16 protein-coding genes are annotated in these 15,549 nt (G+C 72.5%); 7 read left to right on the top strand and 9 right to left on the bottom strand.

Going from position 1 to position 15,549, the window contains the following annotated elements; all coding sequences use genetic code 11:
* Window positions 1–92 precede the first annotated feature (92 nt).
* The gene (locus tag GTY67_RS02145) at window positions 93–1,076 is read right to left on the bottom strand and encodes a DUF3068 domain-containing protein (RefSeq protein ID WP_093693700.1); all 984 of its coding nucleotides are present in this window, start codon (window positions 1,074–1,076) and stop codon (window positions 93–95) included.
* Between the two features lie 187 nt (window positions 1,077–1,263).
* On the opposite strand from GTY67_RS02145, the gene GTY67_RS34415 reads away from it, so the two are divergent.
* Together GTY67_RS34415 and GTY67_RS02140 are read left to right on the top strand one after the other, a co-directional pair.
* On the top strand, window positions 1,264–1,416 hold the full coding sequence (locus tag GTY67_RS34415; protein ID WP_176727596.1) for a hypothetical protein: 153 nt from the start codon (window positions 1,264–1,266) through the stop codon (window positions 1,414–1,416).
* On the top strand, window positions 1,413–2,621 hold the full coding sequence (locus tag GTY67_RS02140; protein ID WP_093693699.1) for a PucR family transcriptional regulator: 1,209 nt from the start codon (window positions 1,413–1,415) through the stop codon (window positions 2,619–2,621). Before GTY67_RS34415 ends, GTY67_RS02140 begins: the two co-directional genes overlap by 4 nt.
* 25 nt (window positions 2,622–2,646) lie before the next feature.
* Here the strand turns inward: GTY67_RS02140 and GTY67_RS02135 are convergent, their stop codons facing one another.
* The 3 genes from GTY67_RS02135 to GTY67_RS02125 are packed head-to-tail and all read right to left on the bottom strand — an operon-like array spanning window position 2,647 to window position 6,216.
* Complete coding sequence (locus tag GTY67_RS02135; protein WP_161277577.1) at window positions 2,647–3,432, bottom strand: 3-oxoacyl-ACP reductase; 786 nt, start codon at window positions 3,430–3,432, stop codon at window positions 2,647–2,649.
* A 5-nt stretch (window positions 3,433–3,437) separates the two neighbouring features.
* Window positions 3,438–4,820 carry an aldehyde dehydrogenase family protein gene (locus GTY67_RS02130; protein WP_161277576.1) on the bottom strand — a complete coding sequence of 461 codons (1,383 nt, stop codon included), beginning with the start codon at window positions 4,818–4,820 and terminating at the stop codon, window positions 3,438–3,440.
* A gap of 31 nt (window positions 4,821–4,851) precedes the next feature.
* A complete protein-coding gene (locus GTY67_RS02125; RefSeq protein ID WP_093693696.1) occupies window positions 4,852–6,216 on the bottom strand; it encodes a glutamine synthetase family protein in 1,365 nt (454 codons plus the stop codon).
* Between the two features lie 148 nt (window positions 6,217–6,364).
* Between GTY67_RS02125 and GTY67_RS02120 the strand changes: the two genes are divergently transcribed.
* The 3 genes from GTY67_RS02120 to GTY67_RS02110 all read left to right on the top strand — a co-directional run bounded on the left by GTY67_RS02120 (window position 6,365) and on the right by GTY67_RS02110 (window position 9,566).
* Window positions 6,365–7,099: an FCD domain-containing protein gene (locus tag GTY67_RS02120; RefSeq protein ID WP_161279934.1), complete on the top strand. Its 735-nt coding sequence runs from the start codon at window positions 6,365–6,367 to the stop codon at window positions 7,097–7,099.
* A gap of 159 nt (window positions 7,100–7,258) precedes the next feature.
* Window positions 7,259–8,737, top strand: coding sequence for an ethanolamine permease (gene eat, locus GTY67_RS02115; RefSeq protein WP_093693695.1), 1,479 nt, complete (start codon window positions 7,259–7,261; stop codon window positions 8,735–8,737).
* A gap of 103 nt (window positions 8,738–8,840) precedes the next feature.
* Window positions 8,841–9,566, top strand: coding sequence for a gamma-glutamyl-gamma-aminobutyrate hydrolase family protein (locus tag GTY67_RS02110; RefSeq protein WP_161277575.1), 726 nt, complete (start codon window positions 8,841–8,843; stop codon window positions 9,564–9,566).
* Here GTY67_RS02110 and GTY67_RS02105 read toward each other — a convergent pair.
* The 3 genes from GTY67_RS02105 to GTY67_RS02095 all read right to left on the bottom strand — a co-directional run bounded on the left by GTY67_RS02105 (window position 9,537) and on the right by GTY67_RS02095 (window position 11,608).
* Window positions 9,537–10,307, bottom strand: a complete 771-nt coding sequence (locus tag GTY67_RS02105; RefSeq protein ID WP_161277574.1) for a hypothetical protein — start codon at window positions 10,305–10,307, stop codon at window positions 9,537–9,539. The genes GTY67_RS02110 and GTY67_RS02105 overlap by 30 nt on opposite strands.
* Window positions 10,308–10,395: 88 nt before the next feature.
* Window positions 10,396–10,977 (bottom strand): TerD family protein, encoded by a 582-nt coding sequence (locus tag GTY67_RS02100; RefSeq protein ID WP_161277573.1) that lies wholly within the window; start codon window positions 10,975–10,977, stop codon window positions 10,396–10,398.
* Between the two features lie 55 nt (window positions 10,978–11,032).
* Window positions 11,033–11,608 (bottom strand): TerD family protein, encoded by a 576-nt coding sequence (locus tag GTY67_RS02095; protein WP_093693691.1) that lies wholly within the window; start codon window positions 11,606–11,608, stop codon window positions 11,033–11,035.
* Window positions 11,609–11,845: 237 nt separating this feature from the next.
* Between GTY67_RS02095 and GTY67_RS02090 the strand changes: the two genes are divergently transcribed.
* Both GTY67_RS02090 and GTY67_RS02085 read left to right on the top strand, forming a co-directional pair.
* On the top strand, window positions 11,846–12,355 hold the full coding sequence (locus GTY67_RS02090; RefSeq protein WP_093693690.1) for a BlaI/MecI/CopY family transcriptional regulator: 510 nt from the start codon (window positions 11,846–11,848) through the stop codon (window positions 12,353–12,355).
* A 2-nt stretch (window positions 12,356–12,357) separates the two neighbouring features.
* Window positions 12,358–13,296 (top strand): M56 family metallopeptidase, encoded by a 939-nt coding sequence (locus tag GTY67_RS02085; protein ID WP_093693689.1) that lies wholly within the window; start codon window positions 12,358–12,360, stop codon window positions 13,294–13,296.
* A 54-nt stretch (window positions 13,297–13,350) separates the two neighbouring features.
* Here the strand turns inward: GTY67_RS02085 and GTY67_RS02080 are convergent, their stop codons facing one another.
* Both GTY67_RS02080 and GTY67_RS02075 read right to left on the bottom strand, forming a co-directional pair.
* Complete coding sequence (locus GTY67_RS02080; RefSeq protein ID WP_093693688.1) at window positions 13,351–13,569, bottom strand: hypothetical protein; 219 nt, start codon at window positions 13,567–13,569, stop codon at window positions 13,351–13,353.
* A gap of 331 nt (window positions 13,570–13,900) precedes the next feature.
* Window positions 13,901–15,232: a geranylgeranyl reductase family protein gene (locus GTY67_RS02075; protein WP_161277572.1), complete on the bottom strand. Its 1,332-nt coding sequence runs from the start codon at window positions 15,230–15,232 to the stop codon at window positions 13,901–13,903.
* Window positions 15,233–15,549 lie beyond the last annotated feature (317 nt).

Raw genomic sequence — 15,549 nt, 5'->3', positions numbered from 1 at the left:
GGGAGACCGGGGGCCGTGCTGTGGTGGGGATAGACAGTTTTCGGTACGGGTACGCCCCCGGCTACTCACCGATGCGACAACTTGCCGGTAACTCAAGTGGGCGAGTTCGTCATCATGTGAGTATTCGGGGCCTCCGGCTCCGTTCTGCGCCCCCGGACGACGAGCACGATGCCCACGGTCGCGAGTACGAGGCCCAGTCCGACCGCCCCGGCGGGCGCGGTCCCGGAGAGCAGCGCCAGCCGGTCGCTGTCCGCCGAGGCCAGCTCCACCTGCTTGAGCTGGGTCTCCTTGGTGAACTCGACCCGCTTGCTCTCCAGCAGCGTGACGGCGTCCTTCGACGAGCCCGGTGCGCGCAGCGTCTTCTTCGGGCCGATCGCCGCGTTGATGATCCGCCCGGTCCGCCGGTCCACGACCAGCTCGATCCCGCTGTTGGAGTACCACTCCTCGGCGAGGATCTGGGGCGTACGGGGCTTGCCCACGAGCACGCCGGGCACCTGGCGCACCCCGGTCCGGGTCGGCTCCACCGTGCCCTTGAACGCGTACCCCTCGTACCCCTGCACCTTCTTCCGGCCCGCGTACTCCAGCCGTACGACACCGCCGAGCGTGCCGTCCCACCAGCGGTAGGCGCGTCTTTCGACATCGAAGGGGAACTTCAGATACGCCTCCCCGTCGAAGGCCGGGGTCTCCTCGCAGCAGTGCACCGGCTCATTGGTCGACCGGTCGGTCACCCAGCGCTCCACGGTCCACTGGAGGGCGTCGCGCGGGTCGGAGGCGGGCAGGGTCCCCTCGTGGTCGACGGAGGTGGAGACGTCCCACACAGCGTTGCCGCTCTTGACGCTGTCGGCCACGTCCCCGCGCACCTGGCGGGTGATCGTGATCTCCTTGCCCTCGACCGTCTCGACCTTCGAGGTGTCGAAGTAGCTGCCGGTCCCGGTGAAGACCGTGGTCGTATCGATATCTATCGGGGTGCGCTTCGCCTGCGGCTGGACATACCAGACGAGCAGGGGCGCGAGGACGAGTAGAAAGACCCCTGCACCCAGCAGAAACAGTGACAGAGGTGAAGCATTGCGGTGCATCCGGGCACTCCTGGGTCGAATCTCTTCGCGGGAGGTGCACGGGCCCCGGGCCGGTCAGCCCTTGATTGGCGTGAACAGTAAGCAAGCCCTTGACGGCATGTCAATGGACTGTCGACACTGTGTGCCAGCCGGAGGGGCCCGGCCATACGGAGTAGCGGATCGACTCCAGCAAGGAGCTGACCCGACCATGCGCAGACTCATCACCGCCGCCGCCACCGCCCTGGTGGCCGCGGCGCTCGCCTTCGGTGCCGCCTTCGGCATCGTGGCGCTTCTCGACGCCACACCCGAGCAGCCGAACACACCCTTGATCAGTTACGACACCGAGCCGGCGGGCTCGTGAAGCCTGGCGCCTGGCAGGAGGTGCCCCGGTCGAAGGTGGAGCGGTTCGCCTCCATCGCCCTGGCCGAGGCGCCGGCGATCGCCCAGATGATCCTCACGGAGATCCGGCAGGACTACCCCTATCTCCAGCTGGTCGAGGACGAGTCCGGCGAGCCGATGGCGCTCGTCGGGATCCGCCGCGCCATCGAGGGGTTCGTACGCCACCTCGGCGCCGGGGCCGCCGACCCCCGGGTGCCGCCGGAGGTCTTCCAGGAGTTCGGCCGGGGCGAGGGGCTGCACGGCCGCAGCCTCGACTCGCTCCAGGCCATCTACCGGCTCGGCGTCCGGCTCACCTGGCGCAGGTTCGCCGAGATCGGCCAGCAGGTCGACATCGCCGCCCCCGCCATGTACGAGCTGGCCGAATCGGGATTCGAGTATCTGGACGGCCTCGTGGAACAGTCGGTACTGGGTTACGCCGAGGCGGCGGCCCGCCGCGCCAGCGAGCGGCTGCGCCTCCAGCGCCAGCTCATCGACCTCCTGCTGGTGGAGCCCCGGGGCGATTCGGCCAGGACGCTCGCCGAGCGGGCCGCCCGCGTCGGCTGGGAGCTGCCGGAGACCATCGCGGTGGGCGTGCTGATGCGCCCCGCCCGGGAGGCCGTGGCCCCGGCGGTCGGGCAGGGCATCCTGCTGGAGATGGAGAGCGAGCAGCCGCGCATCGTCATCCCCGAGCCGGAGACGGCGGGCCGGGCGGAGACCCTGCGCCGGGCCACCGCCGGCTGGTCCGGTGCGATCGGGCCGCCGGTGCCGCTGGCCTCGGCGGCGACCTCCCTGCGCTGGGCGGAGACCGCGGTCCAGCTGATCAAGAAGAACCTGCTGCCGCAGGGCGAGGTGCTGCACTGCACCGAGCGCACCGAGGAGCTGGTGCTCCTGCCGTCCCGGGAGCTGATCGACGCGGCCGCCCGCCGCTGCCTCGCCCCGCTGGACGGCCTCGGCCCGACCGCGGCGAAGCGGCTGGCCGAGACCCTCCTCGCCTGGATCGAGACGCCCGGCGGCGCGCCCGAGGTGGCCCAGCGGCTCGGCGTCCACCCGCAGACGGCGCGCTACCGGCTGCGCCAGATCCGCGAGCTGTGGGGCGACGCGATCGACGACCCCGACCAGCGCTTCGAGATGCTGCTGGTGCTCCGCTCGCAGCGGCTGAGGGGAGCACCGGCGCAGGGGGCGGAGTAGGAGCGGGCCCCCTGCGTGTCCGGGATCAGACCGGGGTGACGTACGCCCCGGCGATCCCGCCGTCCACCAGGAAGTCCGTCGCGTTGACGAACGAGGAGTCGTCGCTCGCCAGGAACGCGACGGCGGCGGCGATCTCGGTCGGCTCGGCGAACCGGCCCACCGGAATGTGCACCAGCCGCCGCGCCGCCCGCTCCGGGTCCTTGGCGAACAGCTCCTGGAGCAGCGGGGTGTTGACCGGCCCCGGGCAGAGCGCGTTGACGCGGATGCCGTCCCGCGCGAACTGCACCCCCAGCTCGCGCGACATCGCCAGCACCCCGCCCTTGGAGGCGGTGTACGAGATCTGCGAGGTCGCCGCCCCCATCCGGGCCACGAACGAGGCGGTGTTGATGATGGAGCCCCTGCCCTGGGCGCGCATGTAGGGGATCGCGGCCTTGCAGCAGAGGAAGACGGAGGTCAGGTTGACCTCCTGCACCCGGCGCCAGGCATCGAGGCCGGTCTCCAGGATGGAGTCGTCGTCGGGCGGCGAGATCCCCGCGTTGTTGAACGCGATGTCGACCGAACCGTAGGTGTCGAACGCCGCCTTGAAGAGGGCGTCGACCTGCTCGGCGTCGGTGACGTCGGTACGGACGAAGAGCCCGCCCGCCTCCTCGGCGGCGGCCTTGCCGCTCGCCTCGTCCACATCGGCGCAGAGGACCTGGGCACCCTCGGCGGCCAGCCGCCGCACGGTGGCCAGGCCGATGCCGCTGCCGGCTCCGGTGACGACGGCGGTGCGGCCGACCAGGCGGCGGCAGACAGGGGAAGTGTCGGTCATGGTGCTCAGGCCTCCGTGCTGATGAAGATGTTCTTGGTTTCGGTGAAGGCGGCCAGGGCGTCGGGCCCGAGCTCACGGCCCAGCCCCGACTGCTTGTAGCCGCCGAAGGGGGTCGAATAGCGCACGCTGGAGTGCGAGTTGACGGAGAGGTTCCCCGCCCGCAGGCCCTGGCCGACGCGGAGCGCCCGCCCGATGTCCCGGGACCAGACGGACCCGGCCAGCCCGTAGTCGGTGGCGTTCGCCAGGCGCAGGGCCTCCTCCTCGCCGTCGAACGGCAGGACCACGGCGACCGGCCCGAAGACCTCCTCGACGGCCGCCGGAGCGTCGGCCGCGACCCCGGTGAGCACGGTCGGCGGATACCAGAACCCGGGCCCCTCGGGGGAGTCGCCGAGGATGGCCCGTACGCCGTCGGCGCCCCGGTCCCCGTCGACGTAGCCCCGCACCCGGTCCAGCTGGGCGGCCGAGATGAGCGGCCCCATCTGCGTCTTCTCGTCCGCCGGGTCGCCCACCACCACGGCCTCGACGGCCGGGACGAGCAGCTCCAGGAACCGTTCGTACACCGGTCGCTCCACCAGGATCCGGGTCCGGGCGCAGCAGTCCTGGCCCGAGTTGTCGAGGAAGGACATCGGGGTGGCGGCAGCCGCCGCTTCCACATCGGCGTCGGCGAAGACGATGTTCGGGCTCTTGCCGCCGAGTTCGAGGGTGAGCCGCTTCACCCGTTCCGCGCACCGGGTCATGATGTGCTTCCCGGTCCGGGTGGAGCCGGTGAACACGATCTTCGCGACGCCCGGGTGGTCCACCAGGGCGCTCCCGGCGACCGGGCCCTCACCCGGCAGCACCTGGAACAGCCCCTCGGGAAGGCCTGCCTCCAGGGCGAGTTCGGCCAGCCGGAGCGCGGTCAGCGGGGTCGTCTCGGCGGGCTTGAGGAGGACGGCGTTGCCCGCGGCGAGCGCCGGGGCCAGACCCCAGGCGGCGATGGGCATCGGGAAGTTCCAGGGCGCGATGACGCCGATGACGCCCAGCGGTTCCAGGATGGTGAAGTCGATGCCGCCCGCCACCGGGATCTGCCGGCCGAGCAGCCGCTCCGCGCCGCCCGCGCTGTAGTCGAGGAGGTCGCGGACGTTGCCCGCCTCCCAGCGGGCGTTGCCGATGGTGTGTCCGGCCTCCCGCACCTCCAACCGGGCCAGTTCCTCGATGTGTTCGTCGACGGTGGCGGCGAACCGGCGCAGCAGCCTGGCCCGGTCGGCGGGTGCGGCGGCGGCCCAGGGGCGCTGAGCGGCGGCGGCGCGGTGGACGGCCGCGTCCACGTCGGCCGCCGATGCGGCGGGCACGGTGGCGATGACCTCGGCGGTGGCCGGGTTCAGGACGTCCAGGGTGGGCTGTGACACGTACGGACCTCGATCGGGAAGCAGGGGGTGGTCAGAGGCGTTCGAAGGAGCGGCGCAGCTCCCAGTCGGTCACCGCGGAGTCGTACGCGGTCAGTTCGACCTTCGCCATGTTCAGGTAGTGCGCCACGACCTCCTCGCCGAACGCCTCCTTGGCGATGGGGCTGGCCTCCCACAGCTCGGCTGCCTCACGCAGGGTCGTCGGCACCTGGTCGTACGCGGCGGTGTAGGCGTTGCCCGTACAGGCCTCCGGCAACGGCAGCCGGTGCTCCACCCCGTACAGCCCGGCGGCGACCAGTCCGGCGACGGCCAGGTGCGGGTTGACGTCACCGCCCGGCAGCCGGTTCTCGAAGCGCATGGAGCGGCCGTGGCCGACGACCCGCAGGGCGCAGGTCCGGTTGTCGACGCCCCAGGCGACGGCGGTGGGGGCGAAGGAGCCGGGCTGGAAGCGTTTGTAGGAGTTGATGTTGGGCGCGTAGAGGAGGGAGAAGTCGCGCAGCGCGGCGAGCTGGCCGGCCAGGAAGTGGCGCATCAGCTCGGACATGCCGTCCGGCCCGTCGCCGGCCATCACGTTCTCGCCGTTCTCGTCGGTGAGGGAGAGGTGGATGTGGCAGGAGTTGCCCTCGCGCTCGTCGTACTTGGCCATGAAGGTCAGCGAGACGCCTTCCTGGGCCGCGATCTCCTTGGCGCCGGTCTTGTAGACGGCGTGCTGGTCGCAGGTGGTCAGCGCCTCGTCGTAGCGGAAGACGATCTCGTGCTGCCCGGGGTTGCACTCGCCCTTGGCGGACTCGACGGTCAGCCCCGCCTGCTGCATCTCGTTGCGGATGCGGCGCAGCAGCGGTTCGATCCGGCCGGTGCCGAGGATCGAGTAGTCGATGTTGTACTGGTTGGCCGGGGTCAGCCCGCGGTAGTCGCGGTCCCAGGCCTCCTCGTAACTGTCCCGGAAGACGATGAACTCCAGCTCCGTGCCGACCTGAGCCGTGTAGCCCAGCGCGGCCAGCCGGTCCAGCTGGCGCCGCAGGATCTGGCGCGGCGCGGCGACGACCGGGCTGCCGTCGTGCCAGGCGAGGTCGGCGATCAGGAGCGCGGTGCCCTCGTGCCAGGGGACCGGGCGGAGCGTGGCCGGGTCGGGGACCATGCCGAAGTCGCCGTAGCCGTTCTCCCACGACGACATCGCGTAACCGTCGACGGTCCGCATCTCGGTGTCCACGGCCAGCAGGTAGTTGCAGCCCTCGGTACCGTGCTCCAGCACCTCGTCGAGGAAGAACCCGGCTGCGAACCGCTTCCCCTGGAGCCGGCCCTGCATATCGGGGAAGGCCAGCACCACAGTGTCTATCGACCCGTCCGCGACGCGTGAGCGGAGCTCGTCGACGGTGAGCGGGGGTGTGCGGTCTGCCACGGGATTCCTCCTTGGGTGAACCGGGAGGCTTAAGGTATGACAGAGAACCATTGCTTGGGAAGGGGATCCGCGAGTGGTCACCAGAAGGAGAACCGGCGGCACCCGTCCGGCGGCGGGCGAGGCCGGTGCCCCGGAGGTCCCCGAGGGCCTGGGCGGGGAGGCGGTGGAGACCGGCTCCGGGCCGCTGGCCTCCGTCCTGCGCCCTGTCCGCGCGGGCAACGGCTTCGAGGAGACCCTGGAGCAGGTCCTGCAACTGCTCCGCCTCGGCCTCGTCCCGCCCGGCGACCGGCTGCCCGCCGAGCGCGAACTCGCCCAGCACCTGGGCGTCAGCCGGGTGACCCTGCGCGAGGTGCTCAAGGTCCTCCAGGACCAGGGCATGGTGGAGAGCCGGCGCGGCCGCTACGGCGGAACGTTCGTCCTGCCGCGCACGAACGCCGCCGATGCAAGCGACGAACTGCGGCGCCGGGTGGCGGCCGTCGACGTGGAGGACACCCTGCGCTTCCGCGAGGTGCTGGAGGCCGGGGCCGCCGGGCTCTGCGCCGACGGGCTCCCGGCCGACGGCGCCGACCGGCTGCGGGCCGCCCTGGAGGCCACCCAGGGCGCCCGGCTGGAGGACTACCGCCGCCAGGACACCCTGCTCCACCTCACCCTCGCCGAACTCTCCGGCTCCCGCTCGCTCGCCGCCCGGTACGCCTCCGTACGGGCCACCCTCAACGAACTCCTGGACTGCATCCCGCTCCTGGTGCGCAACCTGGAGCACTCCCAGCAGCAGCACGCGGCCGTCGTCGAGGCCGTACTCGACCGGGACGCGGAGGCGGCGCGGGAGATGATGCGCGAACACTGCGCCGGTACGGCGGCGCTGCTGCGCGGCTTCCTGGCCTGAAGGGTTCCGGGGGCCGGGCGGGCGGCTGCGGGATGAATCCGTAACCACTCTTTAACGCAGGCCCCTTGCCTTTCGCGCCGACGTTCCACAAAGGTGTGCCGACGAACCTTTGATCGAAGCAGTTCCATCGACGATGTCGACAGAGATCTGGAGCGCCTCATGGCTCAGGGAACCGAAACACCCGCCGGACCACCCGATTCCACGAGCCCGGGGGCGACCGGTGCGACCGGCTCGGCCGCGTACCTGCGCCGCCGGACCCTGAGGCGGGGCAGCGCCGGCTGGCTGCTGCTGACCGGACTCGGCGTCGCCTATGTCGTCTCCGGCGACTTCTCGGGCTGGAACATCGGCCTCTCCAAGGGCGGCTTCGGCGGACTCGCCGTCGCCATGGTCCTCATGGGCGTCATGTACGCCTGTCTGGTCTTCGCGCTGGCCGAACTCTCCGCCATCCTGCCGACCGCGGGCGGCGGTTACGGCTTCGCCCGGCGCGCGCTCGGCACCTGGGGCGGCTTCCTCACCGGCACGGCCATCCTCATCGAGTACATCCTCGCCCCCGCCGCCATCTCCCTCTTCATCGGCGACTACGTCGAATCGCTCGGCCTGTTCGGGCTGACCTCCGGCTGGCCGGTCTACCTCGCCTGCTTCGCGATCTTCATCGGCATCCACCTCTGGGGCGTCGGCGAGGCGCTCCGCTTCAGCCTGGTCGTGACCGCCATCGCGGTCGCCGCGCTGCTGATCTTCGCCGTCGGCGCGTTCACCGAGTTCGACGCGGGCCGCCTCAACGACATCCCGGCCGACCCCACCGCCTTCGGCTCCAACTCCTGGCTGCCGTACGGGCTCCTGGGCATCTGGGCGGCGTTCCCGTTCGGCATGTGGTTCTTCCTCGGCGTTGAGGGCGTACCGCTCGCCGCCGAGGAGGCCAAGGACCCGGTCCACTCGATGCCGAAGGCCCTGGCCATCTCCCTCGCCGTACTGGTCTTCCTGGCGCTCATCACCTTCTTCTCCGCCACCGGCGCGCAAGGCGCCAACGCCATCAAGGAGGCGGGCAACCCGCTCGTGGTCGCCCTCCAGGGCAGCGGCGAGCCGACCGTCCTGAGCCGCTTCGTCAACTACGCGGGCCTGGCGGGCCTGGTCGCCTCGTTCTTCTCGCTCATCTTCGCCGGCTCCCGCCAGCTCTTCGCCCTCTCCCGGGCCGGCTACCTGCCGCGCTTCCTCTCCCTCACCAACCGCCGCAAGTCGCCCTACCTCGGCCTGCTGATCCCCGGCGTCATCGGCTTCACCCTGGCCGCCTGGAGCGGCAACGGCGGGCGGATGCTCAACGTCGCCGTCTTCGGCGCCACCATCAGCTATGCCCTGATGGCCCTCTCCCACATCGTGCTGCGCCGCCGCGAGCCCGATCTGCCCCGGCCCTACCGCACCCCCGGCGGTGCGCGCACCTCGGGTGTGGCCTTCGTTCTGGCATGCTCGGCGCTGGTGGCGACCTTCCTGGTGGACCGGGACGCGGCGTTCATCGCGCTCGGTGTGTACGCGGTGGCGCTCGCCTACTTCGCCTTCTACAGCCGCCACCGGCTGGTCGCGGCGGCCCCGGAGGAGGAGTTCGCCGCACTGGCGGCGGCGGAGGCCGAACTCCGGCGCGACTGAGCACGTCACGCAAGCGTGGCCGACGGCGTCACCGCGGCGCGACCGGCCACGTCCGTCGCACCGTCGTCGATCCCTCACGAGACAGCAGTTGAAGGAGCCGTCCATGTCCCGGCCCGTCATCGGCATCAGCACCTACCAGGACCCCGCCCGCTGGGGCGTCTGGGAGATGCCCGCGGTGCTCCTGCCCGCCGCCTACCCCCGCCTGGTCCGGGCGGCGGGCGGACTGGCGGTGCTGCTGCCGCCGGACGAGGCCGCGGACGCGGCCCGGGAGACGGTGGCGGCCCTGGACGGAGTGGTGATCGCCGGGGGAGCGGACGTGGAGCCCACGCGCTACGGAGCCACCCCCGACCCCCGTACGGGGCCTCCGGCCCGCGAGCGGGACGCCTGGGAGCTCGCCCTGATCGAGGCGGCGATCGACCAGGACGTACCGCTGCTGGGCATCTGCCGGGGCATGCAGCTGCTGAACGTCGCCCTCGGCGGCACCCTGCACCAGCACCTGGACGGCCACACCGGCGGCCACGCCGTCTTCGGCGGCCACCCGGTCGACCCCGTACCCGGCACGGCGTACGCGGCGGCCGTCCCGGAACAGACCACGGTGCCCGCCTACCACCACCAGGCCGTCGACCGCCTGGGCGAAGGCCTGATCGCCTCCGCCCACGCCCCCGACGGTACGGTCGAGGCCCTGGAACTCCCCGACCGCGAGAGCCTGGTGCTCGGGGTCCAGTGGCACCCGGAGATGGGCGACGACCCCCGCGTCATGACCGCCCTCGTCGAGGCGGCCCGCCGCCGCTCGCGTGCGTCAGCGCCGGGTGTCGGGCAGGTGCGGTGACCCGGTGTCAGGAGTGCCGTGGCCGGGGCCCGAGAAGCCCGGGCTGGTGAAGTCGGGGCCCGCGTAGGCGGGCGGGGTGAAGCGCGAGCCGTGGCCGGGTGCCCCGCCCGGGGCCGCCTGTGTGAGTTCCTGGAGCAGGAACGGGCGGACCGCCCTGTCGCGCAGGGCGGTCCGCCAGGCCTCCCGGGCCCGGTCCAGGTCGGCCGAACGGTCCACCCCGGGCGGCGAGGTGGGCACCGACTGGAGTGCGGCGGCGCGGTAGAGGGCGACGATGCTGATCAGGGAGGTGGCCGCCGCGATGGCGAGGCTGATCCAGCCGACCCGGACCAGGGTGTCGGCCAGGGCCCCCAGACTGCGGGTGAGGCGGAGCCCGTACCCCAGCAGGAGGAAGGTCGCGGCGGCGACGCCGGCCAGGATCGGGGTCAGCACCCCGAGGACCGCCAGCACCCCGGCGCCCGCCCGCTCCTGGCTCCCCGGCCCCGACAGGGAGGAGGGGCCGCTGTCGCGGTGCCGGGCGTGCAGCTCGCGCCGCAGGGCCGCGTACGCCCGGTACTCCGCCGCGGCGGCCGGAGCCGTACGCGCCACCGAGGCCAGGGCCCGGATCCGCAACTGGCCGCCGCCGGCGCCGGTTTCCTCCAGCAGCCGCTGGATCTCCGCCGAGGCGAGCACCTCGTCGACCACCTGCGCGTAGTCGGATCTGTCCTCGTCCCCGAGGTCCCCCAATGGGGAAAGCCTGCCCATACCGTCCCTCGATCGATGTGTCGCTGTGGGGCGGCCGCAGGCCCCGTGGGGTTCCTGCGGCCCCCGAGCCGCGATTGCGGCGCTGTGGCTACAGGTGCTGCGCGACGGCGGGCATCAGGTCCTGGAACGTACGCCCGTCGGCCGCGGCGCCGATGGCGGTCATCTGCCACCCCGAGCCGGCCCGCTGGACCTTGGCCATGATCTGCGCGGTGTGCCGCCCGCCGCCGGTCAGGGTGTACCGCGCCAGCTCCTGGCCGGTGCTCTCGTCGACCAGCCGGCAGAACGCGGCCTCGACCTCATCGAAGGTCTGGCCGGTGAACGAGTTGACCGTGAAGATGATCTGGTCGACGTGGACCGGCACGCGGTGCAGGTCGACGACGATGGACTCGTCGTCACCGCCCTCGCCCGCACCGCCGACCCGGTTGTCACCGGTGTGCTGGACCGAGCCGTCGTCGCTGGTGAGGTGCTGGAAGAAGACGACGTCCTGGGGGTCCTTGCCCGCGAAGAGCACGGCCGAGGCGTCCAGGTCGATGTCACGGGCGGTCAGCCGGGCCAGGAAGCCCTTGCGGGGCGCGGACTTCCAGCCCAGCCCCATCCGGACGACGCCGAGTTCGCCGCCGCCGGACTTGGTGAGGCTGACCTGCTGGCCCTTGGAGAGGTTGATCGTCATGCTTCCGCCTTCGCTGGTTTCGGTGGGGTGGTGCGTCCGGACCGGTGGAGCGAGGTCAGAGACCCACGCCGAAGTCCGCGACGATGCCGCTCAGCCCGGAGGCGTAACCCTGCCCCACCGCACGGAACTTCCACTCGGCGCCGTGCCGGTACAGCTCGCCGAAGACCATCGCCGTCTCGGTGGAGGCGTCCTCGCTGAGGTCGTAGCGGGCGATCTCCGCGCCGCCCGCCTGGTTCACCACGCGGATGTAGGCGTTGCGGACCTGGCCGAAGCTCTGGCCGCGCCCTTCCGCCTCATGGATCGAGACGGGGAACACGATCTTGGCGACCGTACCCGGCACCGCGGAGAGGTCGACCTTGACGATCTCGTCGTCCCCCTCGCCCTCACCGGTGAGGTTGTCGCCGGTGTGCTCGACCGAACCGTCCGGGCTCTTGAGGTTGTTGTAGAAGACGAAGTGCTCGTTGGAGAGGACCTTGCCCGACTCGTCGCAGAGCAGCGCGCTCGCGTCGAGGTCGTAATCGGTGCCGGTGGTCGTGCGGACGTCCCAGCCGAGGCCGACGAGGATCGCGGACAGCCCCGGGGCCTCCTTGGTCAGCGAGACATTTCCGCCCTTGGCCAGGCTCACGCCCATGGTGTTACTCCCTTGTGTGGTGACGGGTGCGCAGGTGCTGCCCCACCCCCACGGGTGACGGTGCGGACACTCTGCGGCTACACCACAAAATCTACAACACTGTAGATTTTCCGGGCCAGGTGGGAAGCGGCCAGACGTCACCGGAGGTCCGGCGGCTGGATACGATTTCCCGGCGCGCGGCAGATGAACGGCAGGGATCTGGCGGCGGAGGAAGCAGAGCGAGAGGGGGGCCGGACGGTGGACGCCGAAGGGACCGGTGGCGAACGGGAAACGCCCGCCCGCAGGCGGGGCCAGGGCGAGCTGGAGGCCCAGGTGCTGTCCGTGCTGGGCGAGGCGACCGAACCGGTGACCGCCGCCTGGGTGCTGCAACGGCTCGGCAGCGGCCTCTCGTACAGCACCGTCATCACCATCCTCACCCGCCTGCACGCCAAGCAGGCCGTCACCCGGACCGGGCCGGGGCGCCCCGTCCTGTGGCAGCCCGTGGCCAACGAGGCCGGCCTCGCCGCGCTGCGCATGCGCCGCCTCCTCGACAAGCAGAGCGACCGGGACGCGGTGCTCTCCAGCTTCGTCTCCGTCCTCTCGGCGGACGACGAGGAGCTGCTGCGCTCGCTGCTCGCGGAGAGCGGCCCCGGGAGCGATCACGGCGGCCTCGGGGGCGACCAGGGCGGCTCGGGGAGCGACCACGGCGGCCCCGGGAGTCGCCCCGTCGGCCCCGGCGCGGCGCCGACGGACCGGCCGGAGGACTGACGATGGGCGTCTTCGTGTATCTGCCGCTGGTCCTGCCCCTGACCGCGCTGCCGATCGCGCGGCTGGCCGAGCAGCACCTGCACCCACGGAGAGCCGCACGCCTGCTGACCACCGTCGCCGTGATCCTCGCCTCGTGCAGCCTGGTCTGTCTCGCCCTGCTGGTGGTGGTCGGCACCGCGCAGCTGCCCGGCAACCCGCTGCCCGACGGCTGGTCCGACGAAGAGGTACGGGACGCCGTCCCGCACGACGCCTTCGCGGGCAAGGCGTCCATCCTGGCGCTCGTCGCCGTCACGACGGCCTGCGGCTTCACCGTCCACCGCCACTACCGCTTCCGCGCCCGCGCCCACCGCACGCTCGCCGGTCTGCCGGGCGGCGGCGACCTCGCCGTCCTGCCCGACGAGGTGCCGTACGCCTATGCGCTGCCCGGCTCACCGGGCCGGGTCATGGTCTCCACCGCCATGCTCGCCGCCCTGGACCCGGCGGAGCGCCGCGCGCTGCTCGCCCACGAACGGGCCCACCTGGACGGCCGCCACCACCGGCTGCTGCTCGCGACCCGGCTGGCCGGGTGCGTCAACCCGCTGCTGCGGCCCCTACAGGCGGCCCTCGTCTACTCCACCGAGCGCTGGGCGGACGAGGAGGCGGCCCGGGCCACCGGCGACCGCCGGCTGACGGCCCGCGCGGTCGGCAAGGCGGCGCTCATCTCCGGCCCGGCCCCCCGGGCCGCCGCTGTGGCCCACTTCGCGGCCGCGGGTCCGGTGCCCCGCCGGGTGGCCGCCCTGCTGGGCCCGGTCCCACCGGACCGGGGCTGGCCGCCCGCGCTCACCCCGGCCGGTGCCGCCGCGCTCGTCGCCGCCGCCGGGACGACCGTCTCCGCGCTCTCCGCACTCAACGCGGCCGTCGCACTCTTCCTCGTGCTGGAGGCGGCGACGACGCCGCTGTGACACCCACCAGGTGCCCGGCCCGCCGGATCGCTCCGGCGGGCCGGGCCCGTCAGGTCAGGACGAGGTGTCCAGCGCGGCCAGTGCCTGGGCCCAGCGGGCGTACTTCAAGTTGGCCAGATCTGCCACCGTCTTGACGTTGAACGCCTCCTGGAGCAACTCGCCGTCGCGGTCCGAGACCCCCTTCAACGCCGAGACGGGAGCCGCGAGGATGGTGGTCAGGTCCTTGTCCGCGTAAGCCTTGTCGAGGACCTTGTCCAGGTCGATCTGGGCCACTGCTGCCTCCTGAGAGCTCTGCTCCTCCGCCATGACGGCGGCCGGTCCCGGTCGGGACCGCCAGCACAACTGCCTGGGACGGCAGGGGAGTTCCCGAAGGCCCGCGCACCCTCCGAAATCCGGCCACGCCGGGCACCGGCACCGCCACGACCGCCGGACCCGGCTCAACCCCCGGGGAGCACCCGCACGGTGGCGTCCGGGAGATCGCTGACGGGCTGCGCAGGCAGGCGCCGCCCGATGTGTTGGAGGACGCCAGGGAGGCATTCGCCGCAGCCGCACAACGGTGTCTGCGCCCCCGGCCAGCAGATCGATGCCGCACGGCTGTGCGCCCTCACCGCCTCCGGGCGTGTCCCGGCCTCGGCGCCGGGACGATGCGGAACGCGGTGTTGAGGACGTGGTCGATCACATCGCGCGAGGGCTTGTCCGTGAGGTCGGTGAGCAGGCGGGCCAGGGTGTTGAGGAGGAACGGCGAGTTCATGACGTACCGGTTGAGCACGGGCTGGAACCCCGAGCGGCTGAAGACCACGTCGGCCGCCGCGTTGCCCAGGCGGTAGTAGCGGCCCCAGCGGCGGTTCATCTCCACCGGGTAGCCGCGCAGCACCTGTTCGCGCCGTGGGCCCTCCGGGTGGGCCAGGGCGAGCGCCGCGGTCTCGGCGGCTACCTCGCCCGCCTCCAGGGCCTGGCCGATGCCCTCGCCGTTCCAGGGGCTGACCATGCCGCCGGAGTCGCCGACCAGCAGGAGTCCGCGCGCGTACAGCGGATGGCGGTTGAAGCCGAGCGGTAGCGCGGCGCTGCGGACCGGGCCCTCGGCGTTCTCCTCGCGCAGCCCCCACTCCTCCGGCGTCCGGGCCAGCCACTGGTCCAGGGTGGCCCGCAGGTCCGCCTTGCCGTGCCGGCGGTGGGGGAGCGCCCCGAGGCCTACGTTGACCCGCCCGTCGCCCATCGGGAAGATCCAGCCGTACCCGGGGAGGTACGGTCCCTTGTCGGGGAACCGGAGGTCGGCCCAGAGCTCCAGGTACTCCTCCCGCGAGCGCTCCGGGCTGCGGTAGTAGCGGCGGGCCGCCGTGGCGATCTGCCGCCGGGGGTCCCGCTCCAGCCCCAGCGTCAGGGCGAGCCGGGCGGAGGCCCCGTCGGCGGCGATCACGACCGGGGCGCGGAAGTCGACGGGCCCCGGCACGTCCGGGGAGTCGGATACCGCGGCGACCCCCGTGACCCGGCCCGCCCGGTCCGTCAGCGGCCGCTCCGCCTTCCAGCCGCTGTACAGCCGGGCCCCGGCCGCCACGGCGTGGTGCGCCAGGATGTCGTCGAAGTCGTGGCGGCTGCGGGAGAGCCCGAAGTCCGGGTACCGGCCCAGCGCGGGCCAGTCGATGTGCACCCGGTGCTCCCCGGCCACCCAGCGCATCCCGCGCGAACGCGTCCAGCCCGGCGCGGAGATGTCGACGCCCATCCGGATCAGCTGGTGCACCGCGCGCGGGGTGAGGCCGTCTCCGCACACCTTCTCCCGGGGGAAGCGGGCCTTTTCCAGCAGGATCACGTCCACACCGGCCCGGGCCAGGTGGTACGCGGCCGACGAACCGGCCGGCCCCGCCCCCACCACGACCACCTGGGCGTCCTCACCCGCACGCCCGTCGGCCGGTGCCGGATCCGATGCCGTTTCCCGCATCACAACGCCTTCTCCCGCATCAGAACCCCTTCCACGGACGGCGGCTGGTGCTGTGCCCGGGGTGATGGCCCCGGGCAACCGACATCATCGACCAGGAGGGGCTGCGACGGAACCAGGCCTCGGCGTGCGACGGACGGCGCTGGGGCTGGGGCTGGGGCTGGGGCTGGGCCTTGACGGTCTGTGACCGAACCAGGCTCGGGGGCCTCGACGGCCGGAGCGGAACCAGGCCCCGGCCTCGACAGGCCGAGGCCGAACCGGACTTCGGGTCTCGACGGCCAGGGCGGAACCAGGCCCCGGACCGTCCGGACCGCCCGTAC

It is taken from the genome of Streptomyces sp. SID8374, from assembly GCF_009865135.1.
Lineage (GTDB): Bacteria > Actinomycetota > Actinomycetes > Streptomycetales > Streptomycetaceae > Streptomyces.
The sequence above is the reverse complement of the archived record's forward strand: the minus strand, read 5'-3'. Positions and strand labels throughout refer to the sequence as shown.

Excerpts from the sequence above, each read along its gene's own strand:
- GTY67_RS34415 (WP_176727596.1), top strand. The coding sequence starts at position 1,264 with ATGCGCAGACTCATCACCGCCGCCGCCACCGCCCTGGTGGCCGCGGCG.
- GTY67_RS02075 (WP_161277572.1), bottom strand. The coding sequence starts at position 15,232 with ATGCGGGAAACGGCATCGGATCCGGCACCGGCCGACGGGCGTGCGGGT.
- GTY67_RS02105 (WP_161277574.1), bottom strand. The coding sequence starts at position 10,307 with ATGGGCAGGCTTTCCCCATTGGGGGACCTCGGGGACGAGGACAGATCC.
- GTY67_RS02095 (WP_093693691.1), bottom strand. The coding sequence starts at position 11,608 with ATGGGCGTGAGCCTGGCCAAGGGCGGAAATGTCTCGCTGACCAAGGAG.
- GTY67_RS02100 (WP_161277573.1), bottom strand. The coding sequence starts at position 10,977 with ATGACGATCAACCTCTCCAAGGGCCAGCAGGTCAGCCTCACCAAGTCC.
- GTY67_RS02135 (WP_161277577.1), bottom strand. The coding sequence starts at position 3,432 with ATGACCGACACTTCCCCTGTCTGCCGCCGCCTGGTCGGCCGCACCGCC.
- eat (WP_093693695.1), top strand. The coding sequence starts at position 7,259 with ATGGCTCAGGGAACCGAAACACCCGCCGGACCACCCGATTCCACGAGC.
- GTY67_RS02110 (WP_161277575.1), top strand. The coding sequence starts at position 8,841 with ATGTCCCGGCCCGTCATCGGCATCAGCACCTACCAGGACCCCGCCCGC.
- GTY67_RS02085 (WP_093693689.1), top strand. The coding sequence starts at position 12,358 with ATGGGCGTCTTCGTGTATCTGCCGCTGGTCCTGCCCCTGACCGCGCTG.
- GTY67_RS02145 (WP_093693700.1), bottom strand. The coding sequence starts at position 1,076 with ATGCACCGCAATGCTTCACCTCTGTCACTGTTTCTGCTGGGTGCAGGG.